Genomic DNA, 12,169 nt, shown 5'->3' on the forward strand with positions numbered 1-12,169 from the left:
TTCATTTTTTATCGTAAATCCATCACAGCCAAGCTTTTTCAGTATGGCACCGAATATCAATTGTAAGCAGATCCTAAAGCGGTTTATGCAATATCGCGTATGTTTTTTATTAATTTTTTATCAATTTCTTCTCACTGTACCGCACTTTAAGCAAAGCAACCGCATTGCATACGGCGCTGTAACAAACAACTCCACAATACTACACAGTATCATGCCGTTTCAGCTATAGAATATGCGCATTCCATCGAACAACCCTGCTATCAGCTTTATTAACGGATGACTGTGTCAAAGCGCTTTATTATTGCAGCAAAGCTTCTCTTTGCCTATTTTTGCATATCCCTGCTTTCAGGCTGCCAACAGCAGCCTGAGCCGCAGCCTATGCAAGAACAGCTCGAATCTGCACATAAACAGCAGGAAGCGGATGACTTGACGCTGCTGTGTCAAAAGCTCGAAAAAAATATGCTGGAAATTAATAACCAGCGCACCACTTTTGCTCTTGAGCAAGTCAATCAAGACCTAAAAGTCTGCCTGCCGCTGCAGCCTTTAGAAAAACAGAAAGCACTGCTCCAGCGCTCTAATCAAATGTACCGCAATTTTCTGCATGTAGAGCGCTCTGCCTCTCAGCAGCTCACGTTTGAACAATATGCATTTGATATGGCGCAGCATCCGACCATTCATCAAAGCCATTTTGAACAGTTCACGCTTCGCGACCAGTATTTGCTGAAGCATCAAGGGCAAGCTTATGTTGAATTAGTCGACGCCACCGCAGCTGAAGCGCATTACCGCCGCAGCCCAGACTATTTAGCCAAAATATTTGCGCCTTATATGCCGGATGCCGAGCGGATATTTATTGAAAATTTAGCCCTGCAAAATGTTGAACCTGCATTCTCAGACCAGACCTTGCTGATTGAACCGTTTGAAATTGTCAGGCGCGCCCTGTTTTGGGAAGACTATATTCATACCTATCCTAAAAGCAGTTATCTGAAAGATGCTAAACATTTACTGTATCAATATAAAATATTCCTGTTCAAAGGTCTAAAAAACACGCCGGTTTCCAGCAATTATTCTGACCCGATGGATGTTAAGGTCAGCACCTTAGAAGAACTGAAAAAAGCTTCAAAATTCAAGCGTTCAGAACTGGCGCTGCAGTCCAGCCTCTTCCTGCAGTTTTTGGAAATGAGTCCTGAACAGCGCAGAAAATATGCAGCAGGACAAACCGGACTCAGCCCTTGGCAGCAAATGGAGCTGTACATTAACTTGCGCAATCCTGCGCCCAATTATCAGAAAGACTGTTTTTCAGACTCTGTTTGCCTTGAATAACGAGGCTGCCTTAATCCCAGCCAAAGCGGAATGGGCAGAATAAATCACGCTTTCTGACTGTTTTTTATCATCCGACTGAGCTACCATCTGTGCATCGCTTGACGGAGCGCGAGTAAGTCCTCGCTGAGATCGGGTCAGTTCCTCCTTTAGATGAACTTAAGCCCGAGTACCGTTGAACCTGATCAGGTTAAGACCTGCGTAGGAATCAAGCCATCTAAAAACTGAACACATGCAATTGGTCTGTTTTGTAGAAATACACGGCTGCTCTCTATATTTGAATCGAGGACAGCTGCAAAAAACAGATCAAATCCGCTACGTTTTTGGTCGTGCTTGATTCGTTGATTTCATTCATAAGGATCATTGCAATGAACCAGTTAACGAATCTTTCTTCTCATGATCTTTCTGCTCAACATGAGCAAGATGCAAAAGATCTCACCCGTATTTTACCCGCATCATCTAAAGTCTATATTCAAGGCTCACGCCCTGACATTCAAGTGCCCATGCGCGAAATTGCGCTGACCGACACCCCAACTGGTTTGGGCGGCGAGCAAAACCCGCCGGTGATGGTCTATGACACGTCGGGCTTCTATACCGATCCGAATACAGAAATTGACCTGAATAAAGGTCTGCCTAATGTACGTGAAAAATGGATTGAAGAACGTGAAGACACTGAACGCTTAAGCACGCTCACTTCAACGTTTGGGCAGGAACGCCTGAAAGACATCCGTACCGCGGGTATTCGTTTTGCGCATATTCAAAACCCGCGCCGCGCCAAAACCGGCAAAAATGTCACTCAAATGCACTATGCCCGGCAAGGCATCATCACCCCGGAAATGGAATACATTGCCATCCGTGAAAATCAGCGCCAGCATGAAGGCGCCGATATGCGGCAGCATGCCGGCCAAAATTTCGGCGCGCGCAATTTGATGGAAATCACACCTGAGTTCGTGCGTAAAGAAGTCGCTGAAGGACGTGCAATTATTCCTGCCAATATTAACCACCCTGAAATTGAACCCATGATTATCGGGCGTAATTTCTTGGTGAAAATCAATGCCAATATCGGCAACTCTGCGCTCGGATCATCCATTGATGAAGAAGTCTCCAAAATGACGTGGGCGACACGCTGGGGCGCAGACACCATTATGGATCTTTCAACGGGTCAAAATATTCATGAAACCCGTGAATGGATTATCCGCAACTCGCCTGTTCCCATCGGCACCGTCCCTATTTATCAGGCTTTAGAAAAAGTGAATGGCGCTGCAGAAGACTTAACATGGGACATTTTTAAAGACACGCTGATTGAGCAAGCGGAGCAAGGCGTTGATTACTTTACCATTCACGCCGGCGTACTTTTACGCTATGTGCCGATGACGGCTAACCGCCTGACCGGCATCGTTTCGCGCGGCGGATCCATCATGGCGCAGTGGTGCCTCGCGCACCATGAGGAAAATTTCCTGTACACGCATTTCGATGAAATCTGTGAAATCATGAAAGCCTATGATGTTTCTTTCAGCCTAGGTGACGGCCTGCGTCCGGGCTGCATACAGGATGCCAATGATGAAGCGCAGTTCTCTGAGCTGCGCACATTGGGTGAACTGACTCACCGCGCGTGGCGGCATGATGTGCAGGTTATGATTGAAGGCCCAGGGCACGTGCCAATGCATATGATCAAAGAGAATATGGATCTGCAGCTGGATGTCTGCAAAGAAGCGCCTTTTTACACCCTTGGCCCATTAACGACCGATATTGCGCCGGGCTATGACCACATTACCTCTGCCATTGGCGCGGCCATGATCGGCTGGTACGGCACCGCCATGCTCTGCTATGTGACGCCAAAAGAGCATTTGGGCCTGCCGAATAAGAAAGATGTCAAAGACGGCATCATCACCTATAAAATTGCCGCTCATGCTGCAGACTTGGCCAAAGGCCATCCGGGAGCGCAGGCGCGTGACAATGCCTTATCGAAAGCGCGTTTTGAATTCCGCTGGGAAGATCAGTTCAATTTGAGCCTGGACCCAGATACAGCCCGGTCAATGCACGATGAAACCATGCCGAAAGAAGCGCATAAATCGGCCCATTTCTGCTCGATGTGCGGACCCAAGTTCTGCTCCATGAAAATTACGCAAAATGTTAGAAATTATGCTAAAAATCAACTAAATGAGAAACCAGATGCAAAGCACAGTCCGGACATTGACGCCGGCATGGAAGCGATGAAAACCGCCTACCATAAACATGGTCAAAAGTTGTACCACAAAGTGTAACTGAATAAAAAAGAAATTGGTGTTCCTTTAAATCTCAGTTAGGATGAAAACAGACGTTTTCATCCTTTCCATTTTTAAGCGTATGAATATTATTAGACAAGCTTCATATAACAAAAAAGATTTCACTATCGAAGGCCGTGAATATCAATTCAAAGGCTTTATTCAAGTTGAAAAAATCAGCCTTCGGCACCGCTTGTTTGCGCAAGCACTTTTTACGCCCGTGATTCATAGAGAATTAGTGCATCGGCCAGAAGCTGCCGGCGTGCTGATTTACAATGACCGGCAGGCAAAATTCGCATTAATCGAACAATTCCGCATTGGCGCCATAGATGATGCCGTATCCCCTTGGCAGCTGGAAATTATTGCCGGCGTGCTGGACGGAGACGAATCTGCGGAAAACTGCATCCGCAGGGAAAGTTTAGAAGAATCCGGCTGTGAGCTGAATCAGCTGCAGCATCTGTTCAGCTTCTATCCTTCAGCGGGCGCATGTTCCGAATTGTTTCATCTATATGCCGCAGAGGCTGTTTTGCCAGAATGCGGGGGCATTTTCGGCATGCCGGATGAAGGTGAAAATATTCTGCTGCATATTTTAAATTATGCAGACCTGCCTGAACTGCTTGCCGGCGGTCGGTTAAAGAATGCGCCTGTCATTATGGCCTTGCAATGGCTGCAGCAGAAAATTCATACTATAAAGAGTGTCTAAGGGGAAGGACATGCCTTTATCAAATCATACAAATTCATCATCCGATTGGACGATTGTCCAAATTTCAGATACGCATCTCATGGATCAGGTTAATCTAGAGTTTGCGGCGATGAATCCGGAACAAAGCTTTCATGATGTAATGCAGCATATGGTGCAGCATCTGCCTGATGTTGACGCCGTCATTCATACCGGCGATTTAGCGCAGGTGCCGGTCTCTAAAACATATGAGCGCTATTTGCGCTATATGCAGGCGCTGGGCGTGCCGCATTTTCAGATTCCCGGCAATCATGACGACACCGCGATCTTCCCTTTTCACCGTCAGCAAAACTGCGCGCATATGCTGAGTTTTGGCAACTGGCGGCTGATTCTGCTCAACAGTGCAGTTGAAGGGCAAGTCGATGGCTGGGTTGCGCAAGAACAGCTGGAACAGCTGGAGCGCATGCTGACAGAACAGGCGGATCATCATGTCTTGATCGCCTGCCACCATCACCCTTTTGCCATGCAGTCATTCTGGATTGATCAGCACAGATTGAAAAATGCGGATCATCTGCTGGACGTGATTGCCAGACATCAGAATGTCAAAGCCGTGCTGTACGGGCATGTGCATCAGGATTCCCGCAATGACCTGCATGGCGTGCAGTTTTTATCAACGCCGTCCACCAGCGTTCAGTTCAAGCCGCGCAGCGATTCTTTTGCATTGGATGAGTCCTTGCCGGGTTACCGCGTGCTGCATTTGAATGATAATGGCGAGTTTTCGACGGAAGTCATTCGTGTAAAAATCAACCAACCTAAAATTAATACCGAAATTTCCGGTTATTAACTTTTCATTTTGTTTTTTTTCTATTAATTTATGGCTTCTGATGGAAAAGTGATAGTTAAGAACCCAGCATCTAAGACTATCAAAATCGAAAAAAAGTCTATATGATGACGACCCTGCTGGAGGAATCTCTTTCAGGGTCGATAAAAAACTTGCATATCACCATATTTTTTGCGTATTGATATATGCATATGATGAGGAATGCCCTATATGGCGAATGACAACCAAAACCAAGTCTTAGACGAACAAGCTGATACAACAGTTAAACGCGTCCGTAAAACTAAGCCAAAGGCATCTGAAGGTGGTTCAACTGCTAGCTTATTTGGTATTGAGCCTTATCAGCCTAAGAAAAATGAAGAATATATGTCCGAAGGCCAGCTTGTGCACTTCCGCCAAATATTGCTGGCATGGAAAGCTGAGCTGATGTCTGAAGTAGACCGTACTTTAAACACCATGCAAGATGAAAACACGGCGCTTCCTGACGTAAATGACCGTGCAACGCAAGAGGAAGAATTTGCAATTGAATTGCGTACACGTGACCGTGAGCGCAAATTGATCCGCAAAATTGAGCAGTCTATTGAAGCCATCAAAAATGATGACTACGGTTTCTGTGAAACTTGCGGTATTGAAATTGGCCTGCGCCGTTTAGAAGCACGTCCGACTGCGACTTTATGCATTGACTGCAAAACCCTTGCAGAAATCAAAGAGAAACAGAATAACGGTTAAGCATGCTGAGTAATCCCTCCCTGACTCCTCCTTGCAATAAGGACGGGAAAGATGAAGTGAATTACGTGGGCCGGTTTGCGCCATCGCCAACCGGCCCTTTGCATTTTGGTTCTTTGATTACCGCTGTCGCCAGCTATTGCGATGCCCGAGCGCACCGCGGCAAATGGCTGGTGCGTATTGAAGACACCGATATCCCCCGCATTTACCCCGGCAGTGAAGATCATATTCTTCGTTCAATTGATGCTTTTCAGTTTGATCCCGATGCCGAAATCATCTTTCAAAAAGACCGCCTGAATCTCTATGAAGCTGTGATTGAGCAGCTGCATCAGCAAGGCTTGGTGTATGCCTGTCAGTGCACCCGGAAAATGCTGGGTTCCAATCATATTTATCAAGGCACCTGCCGCAATCTGGATCTGCCCTTAGAGCATCAGGCCATCCGCGTCAAAGTTGATGACCAAGAAATCTGCTTTACAGACCGCCTGCAAGGCACGCATTGCTGCAATTTACAGCAGGATCTTGGCGATTTCGTATTGAAACGGCGCGACGGGATTATTAACTATCAGCTGGCGGTTGTGGTGGATGACTATTTGCAGGGCATGACGCATGTTGTACGCGGCGCCGACCTTTTAGACAATACAGAACGGCAGATTTGGCTGGGTCAGCTGCTGGGCTATCCTAAGCTGCAATATATGCATCTGCCTTTGGCCATGAATGATCAGGGCCAAAAATTGTCTAAGCAAAATATGGCGCAGGCCTTGGACTTAACACAGGCGCCGCAGCTCCTGCAGCAGGCTTTACGCGCTTTGCGTCAGCCGGAAGTCGATTTGGACCGCCCGGCTCAAATGCTTCAGCAGGCCATCGCGCAGTGGGATATTGCCTTGATCCCGCACTGCACGGAACTGCACGGCCATTATCTATAAGCCGGCCTTCTGTAAAATTTCAAATTTCTGCACTGATATCCGCTTAAGGCCTCACTCAGCAACCGAAAGATAAACACCGGCTGAAAAATTCTGAATTCCAATCTTTTAAAACATAAAAAAGCCGGGCACAGTTTACAGCTATGCCCAGCTTGGTATTGCAGTTTCACCCTATCTAGAAGCTGGATTCTTCTTTGCTCGGGTTAGTCTGGCAAGTCGTGGCTTCAATTTTTAGAATCAGGCTGATCATCACGGCACACATAATCAAAGATGAGCCGCCATAACTGATAAAGGGCAGCGTTAAACCTTTGGTTGGCAGCATGCCCATATTCATGCCCGCATTCACTAAAATTTGCAGCAGAAAAATAATACTGATGCCATACGCCAAATAGCCTGCACGCAGGTACTGGTTTTTCAGCGCGCGGTGTCCGATTTTAATGCAGCAGACCACCATGGTGAATGACAGCACCAGAACCGTCGTGATGCCAAAAAATCCGAATTCCTCACCTAAAATGGCCAGCATGAAGTCGGTATGCGCTTCCGGCAAATACGACATTTTTTGGATACTGTGGCCAAGCCCCACACCAAACCACTCACCGCGGCCAAAAGCCATTAAGGCATTCGACAGCTGGTAGCCAGTCCCTAACGGGTCTGCCCATGGGTTTGTGAACGACAGCGCGCGCTGCAGGCGGTAAGGCTCGAAAACAATCGCAATGACTAAACCTGCAACAATAAACGCCATAAAAGCAATAAACTGGATAGCCGGCGCGCCTGCAAGGAAAAATACCCCTAGGATCATTAAGACAATCACTGCTGTCGCGCCCAAGTCCGGCTCTGCCAGAATCAAGCCCACGGTAATAATCATCACCACGCCCAAACGCACAAGCCCGGAAACACTGGTCCGCACTTCCTCGGCCCTGCGCACGACATAATCTGCAGTAAAAATCGCCATCATGACTTTGGCGACCTCAGAAGCTTGCAAAGTAAAACCGGCTATCCGGATCCAGCGCGTTGAGCCATTGACTTCAGTTCCCGCCACCAGCACCACCGCCAGCAGAAGAATAGTCAGCAGCCACAGCGGGAAGGTATTGTTGAACCAGACATTCATCGGCACTTTATAGGCCATGAATGCGGCAATGCACGCCACCAGAATTGAAATTCCGTGCCGTGTAATATAGTGAAATGCATTTTCATGCAGACGGTCTGCATACGGCATTGATGCCGAAGCCACCATAATGGAGCCTAAGCACAAAAGCGCCAGCACGCAAAAAATCAGCACATTGCGCATGTTGACTTCGGCAGGCAGCCGAGGCGCCCACCGGTCATAGACTTCATTTATTTTACTGATGGTCGTCTGAGCTAACCCAGCCATACAACGTTCCTTATCATTCTTTTAAGCCAATGAATTCACGCAGTCAACAAACTGATGACCGCGCTCGCTGTAACCTTTAAACATATCAAAACTTGCGCATGCCGGCGACAATAACACGACATCATTGGCCTGCGCATGCTGCTGGCAGATTTCAACCGCTTCTTTTAAAGTCGCGGCAGGCAGCAGTTCAGCCGTGCCTGAAATTGCAGCTTCAATAAGCGGACGGTCTTCGCCTATCAATACCGCCACTTTGGCGTATTTGCTGAGCGAGTCACGCAGCGCCGTAAAATCTTGACCTTTGCCCTGCCCGCCCAAAATAATCGCCACCTTGCCGCCTTTGGCCTCAATGGCTGCGCCTAAGCCATCAATCGCCGCCAGTGTTGCGCCAATATTGGTGCCTTTCGAGTCATTGTAATAGCGCACACCGGCCAATTCTTTTACAAACTCACAGCGGTGTTCTAAGCCTTTAAAGGTTTTCAACGTATTCAGCATGCTGTCTAAAGGCAAGCCGATCGCTTCGCCAAGCGCCAAGCAGGCCAAAGCATTCGCTACATTGTGCGTGCCTTGAATATACATATCAGAGCTTTGCAGCAAACGTTCACGGCCGCGCGCCAGCCAAATCGTGCCGTCATCATCCCGCAAAACACCGAATTGATTCATATCCGGCGCATTCAGCCCGAAGCTTTGCATCGGTGTCGCATCCGGCACCAGCGGGCGGGTTAAAGAATCATCGCGGTTAAACACCACTTTCTTCACAGCTTGGAAAATACGGTGTTTCGCTGTGTGATAGCCCATCATATCGCCGTGGCGGTCTAAATGGTCTTCACTCATATTCAGCACCACTGCCACTTCAGCAGCCAGATTTGAAGTCGCTTCCAGCTGGAAACTGGAGAGCTCAAGCACATACAGCTCTGGATCATCTTTGATTAAATCCAATGCCGGACGCCCTAAGTTGCCGCCTACAGCCACCTTCCGTCCCGCATCTTTAACCATTAAACCCAGCAGTGTCGTGACAGTGCTTTTGGCATTAGAACCCGTAATGGCAACAATCGGCTTATCCGTTGCGCGGCGCAAAATTTGAATTTCGCTGACAATCGCAATGCCTTTGGCTGCCGCTGCCTGAATTTCCGGCAGTTTCGGGTCTAATCCTGGGCTAATGATAATTTCTTCAGCCTGAAGCAGCAGGTCCTCATCTAATTTGCCAAAGCTGGTTTGGACTTTGGCAGGAATCTGGTCATGGCCTGGCGGGGTAGCTCGTGAGTCTGTAACAGCAACGCGGTAACCTTGTTCATGTAAAAAATTAACCGCGGCGACACCTGAAATTCCAAGTCCAGCAACGACCTTTAAACCACCACGCTGTATTAACATTTTTGCCCCATTTTATGGTCTGTTTTTAAAACTGACAAAATGTTAGCACTTTGCTGTTTTGAATGCTTTTTCAGTTTTGACTTTCTGGCAGTTTTTTTGTGTCAGCGCGTAAAAAAACCGTCATAAAAATGACGGTTTTTTTATTTTGCTGAAAAGCGCTTTCAATAATTGGAGCTTATTTCCATTTTACTGCCTGCACTTCAGTTTTTTTCTGCGCAGGCTCTTCGGCAGCAGAACAGCCGCAGCCGCCGCCGCAGCCCGATACCGCAGCAGGTTTCAGCCATTTTGCCGCCGCCTTCCAGCCCTGTTTTTCAAAGATATTTGAAAGTGACATGAAAACTGAAAATGCCGCTTTAGGAAAAACTTTCTTAAACACCACGACCGCGCTCCAAATCACCAAGGCAGCCACAATTAAACCTTCAATCATTTCAGTCTCCTTTCGCATGCTGCAGAGCATGCTTTCAGTATTAACCCAAGTAATGCGAAGCAATCTGATATGTCAGGAAGGCCATGAAATATGCCAGCCCGAACAGATACACCGTCATAAAGCCGACTGTTTTCCATGAACCTGTTTCACGTTTCACAGTCGCCAGTGTCGCCAAGCAGTGCGGCGCATAAATAAACCACACTAACAAAGATAAGCCTGTCGCCAATGACCAGCCCAAATCACCCTGACTGATCAGGGTAGATAGGCTTTGCGCGACAGCATCATCATCAGCCGCCGACAAGGCATATACAGTACCCAATGCCGCCACCACCACTTCACGGGCAGCCATCGCAGGGATCAAGGCAATACAGATCTGCCAGTTGAAGCCAATCGGCGCAAAAATCGGCTGCATCAAATGCCCCAGCATGCCGGCAAAAGAATAATCGATTGCAGGCAGCGCAGCATTCTCCGGCGCCTGCGGGAAGGTGCACAGGAACCACAGCAAAATAGACAAGGCAAAGATGATGCCGCCGACCCGCTTCATGAATATTTTGGCGCGGTCCAGCAGGCCAATCCAAATGCTCTTAATATCTGGAATGCGGTAGCTTGGCAGCTCCATCAGCAAGGCATGCTGAGATTTATCTTTTTGGAAGAATTTCAGTACCGTCGCGACAATCAAAGCGCTGACAATGCCCGACATATACAATGCAAACAGCACCAATCCTTGCAGATTAAGGATGCCCCACACCATTTTTTCAGGAATAAAGGCTGAAATCAGCAACGCATATACCGGCAAACGCGCGGAACAAGTCATCAATGGCGCAACTAAAATCGTGACCAAACGGTCGCGCGGGTCACTGATGCTTCGGGTTGCCATAATGCCCGGCACAGCGCAGGCAAAACTGGACAGCAGCGGAATAAACGCACGTCCGCTCAGGCCGGCTTTGAACATCAGCTTATCCAGCAGAAAAGCTGCACGCGGCAAGTAACCGGACTCTTCCAATACCAAAATAAAAAAGAACAGGATCAAAATCTGCGGCAGGAATACCACAACACCGCCTGCCCCGGCAATGATGCCATCCACCACCAAACTGTTCAGCAGCGGATGCGAAATATGCGGGCCAATAAATTCGCCCAGCCAGCCAAAGAACGCTTCAATGCCGTCCATAAATGGCGCAGCCCAAGCAAAGACAGCCTGAAAGATAATGAACATCATGACCGCTAAGCTGACTAAGCCCAATACTGGATGCAGAAAAATCTTATCTAAAAAGTCAGAGCGCTTATCTTCTTGATCGACGAAATGCACCACATCATTCAAAATCGTATCAATCTTTTGATGATTGTCACCCGTCAGGCCGCTGAGTTCAGTATGCGGCGCAGCAAATTTTTCCTGATCCAAAGCGCTCATCAGGCTTTCAATGCCGGCATTGCGTACAGCCACCGTTTCCACGACAGGAATACCCAAACGCTCTGACAGCTTTTGCGTGTTGATCTGCATGCCGCGGCGGCGCGCCTCGTCCATCATATTCAGCACCAGCAGCATTGGACGCCCCAGCGCAATCACTTCCATCACCAAGCCCAAATGCAGTTTCAAGTTTGTCGCATCAACCACGCACAAAAACGCATCCTGATGGCCTTCTTCCGCAATTTTGCCTTGCACAACATCCCGGGTGATGGCTTCATCCGGACTGGTCGCGTTGAGGCTGTATGTTCCCGGCAAATCCAGCACACGCACAGGCTTGCCTGACGGCAGTGCAAATTGGCCGACTTTGCGTTCAACCGTCACGCCAGCGTAGTTGGCAACTTTCTGACGTGTGCCGGTTAAATGGTTGAATAAAGATGTTTTACCGCAGTTAGGGTTACCGACAAGGGCAATACGCAGCGCATCACTCATGCAGGCGCTCCTTCAATTTCAATTTTTTCTGCTTCTGCTTTACGCAATGCGAAACGGGTAAAACCGATTTGGATTAAAATCGGATCCCCGCCAAAAATTCCTTTGGTAATGACTTGCACTTTTGTACCTGGAATAAAGCCCAATGTTTCCAAACGGCCCGCCACCAGATCAGCTTGGGAGCGCTCATCTTCAATACGGTGAACCTTTTGAATGATGGCAGATTGTTTGACTTTCAAATCAGATAAACGCACGCATCTAATCCTAAAAAATTTTGAACATTATACAAGCAAATGAGAATAATTACCAAATCAGATTCGATTTCAATTCTCATTTCCAAACGGCGCATCGACAGGAAAAACAAATT

At 47.8% G+C, this 12,169-nt stretch carries 11 protein-coding genes and 1 riboswitch; of the genes, 6 read left to right on the forward strand and 5 right to left on the reverse strand.

Annotated features, from left to right (window positions below; genetic code table 11):
• Window positions 1-276: 276 nt before the first annotated feature.
• From AZH43_RS17670 to gluQRS, 6 genes are all read left to right on the forward strand, one after another.
• Window positions 277-1,320, forward strand: a complete 1,044-nt coding sequence (locus AZH43_RS17670; protein ID WP_067672720.1) for a hypothetical protein — start codon at window positions 277-279, stop codon at window positions 1,318-1,320.
• Window positions 1,321-1,412: 92 nt separating this feature from the next.
• A riboswitch (TPP riboswitch) is annotated at window positions 1,413-1,542 on the forward strand.
• A gap of 143 nt (window positions 1,543-1,685) precedes the next feature.
• Window positions 1,686-3,581, forward strand: a complete 1,896-nt coding sequence (gene thiC, locus AZH43_RS17675) for a phosphomethylpyrimidine synthase ThiC (protein ID WP_067672723.1) — start codon at window positions 1,686-1,688, stop codon at window positions 3,579-3,581.
• 82 nt (window positions 3,582-3,663) lie between these two features.
• Window positions 3,664-4,284: an NUDIX domain-containing protein gene (locus tag AZH43_RS17680; RefSeq protein WP_067672885.1), complete on the forward strand. Its 621-nt coding sequence runs from the start codon at window positions 3,664-3,666 to the stop codon at window positions 4,282-4,284.
• Window positions 4,285-4,294: 10 nt separating this feature from the next.
• A complete protein-coding gene (cpdA, locus tag AZH43_RS17685; protein ID WP_067672725.1) occupies window positions 4,295-5,104 on the forward strand; it encodes a 3',5'-cyclic-AMP phosphodiesterase in 810 nt (269 codons plus the stop codon).
• Window positions 5,105-5,311: 207 nt separating this feature from the next.
• Complete coding sequence (gene dksA / locus AZH43_RS17690) at window positions 5,312-5,827, forward strand: RNA polymerase-binding protein DksA (RefSeq protein ID WP_067672728.1); 516 nt, start codon at window positions 5,312-5,314, stop codon at window positions 5,825-5,827.
• Window positions 5,828-5,829: 2 nt separating this feature from the next.
• Window positions 5,830-6,747 (forward strand): tRNA glutamyl-Q(34) synthetase GluQRS, encoded by a 918-nt coding sequence (gluQRS, locus tag AZH43_RS17695; RefSeq protein WP_067672731.1) that lies wholly within the window; start codon window positions 5,830-5,832, stop codon window positions 6,745-6,747.
• A 172-nt stretch (window positions 6,748-6,919) separates the two neighbouring features.
• Here the strand turns inward: gluQRS and ftsW are convergent, their stop codons facing one another.
• The 5 genes from ftsW to AZH43_RS17720 form a co-directional block, all read right to left on the reverse strand.
• Window positions 6,920-8,116 carry a putative lipid II flippase FtsW gene (gene ftsW, locus AZH43_RS17700; RefSeq protein ID WP_067672734.1) on the reverse strand — a complete coding sequence of 399 codons (1,197 nt, stop codon included), beginning with the start codon at window positions 8,114-8,116 and terminating at the stop codon, window positions 6,920-6,922.
• A 21-nt stretch (window positions 8,117-8,137) separates the two neighbouring features.
• A complete protein-coding gene (gene murD, locus AZH43_RS17705) occupies window positions 8,138-9,484 on the reverse strand; it encodes a UDP-N-acetylmuramoyl-L-alanine--D-glutamate ligase (protein ID WP_067672737.1) in 1,347 nt (448 codons plus the stop codon).
• 175 nt (window positions 9,485-9,659) lie between these two features.
• A complete protein-coding gene (locus tag AZH43_RS17710) occupies window positions 9,660-9,911 on the reverse strand; it encodes a DUF6587 family protein (protein WP_067672740.1) in 252 nt (83 codons plus the stop codon).
• Window positions 9,912-9,951: 40 nt separating this feature from the next.
• Window positions 9,952-11,805 (reverse strand): ferrous iron transporter B, encoded by a 1,854-nt coding sequence (feoB, locus tag AZH43_RS17715; protein ID WP_067672743.1) that lies wholly within the window; start codon window positions 11,803-11,805, stop codon window positions 9,952-9,954.
• Window positions 11,802-12,056 (reverse strand): FeoA family protein, encoded by a 255-nt coding sequence (locus AZH43_RS17720; protein ID WP_067672746.1) that lies wholly within the window; start codon window positions 12,054-12,056, stop codon window positions 11,802-11,804. Before AZH43_RS17720 ends, feoB begins: the two co-directional genes overlap by 4 nt.
• Between the last annotated feature and the right edge of the window lie 113 nt (window positions 12,057-12,169).

The sequence above is a fragment of the Acinetobacter pragensis genome, assembly GCF_001605895.1.
In the GTDB taxonomy this organism is placed as follows: Bacteria; Pseudomonadota; Gammaproteobacteria; order Pseudomonadales; family Moraxellaceae; genus Acinetobacter; species Acinetobacter pragensis.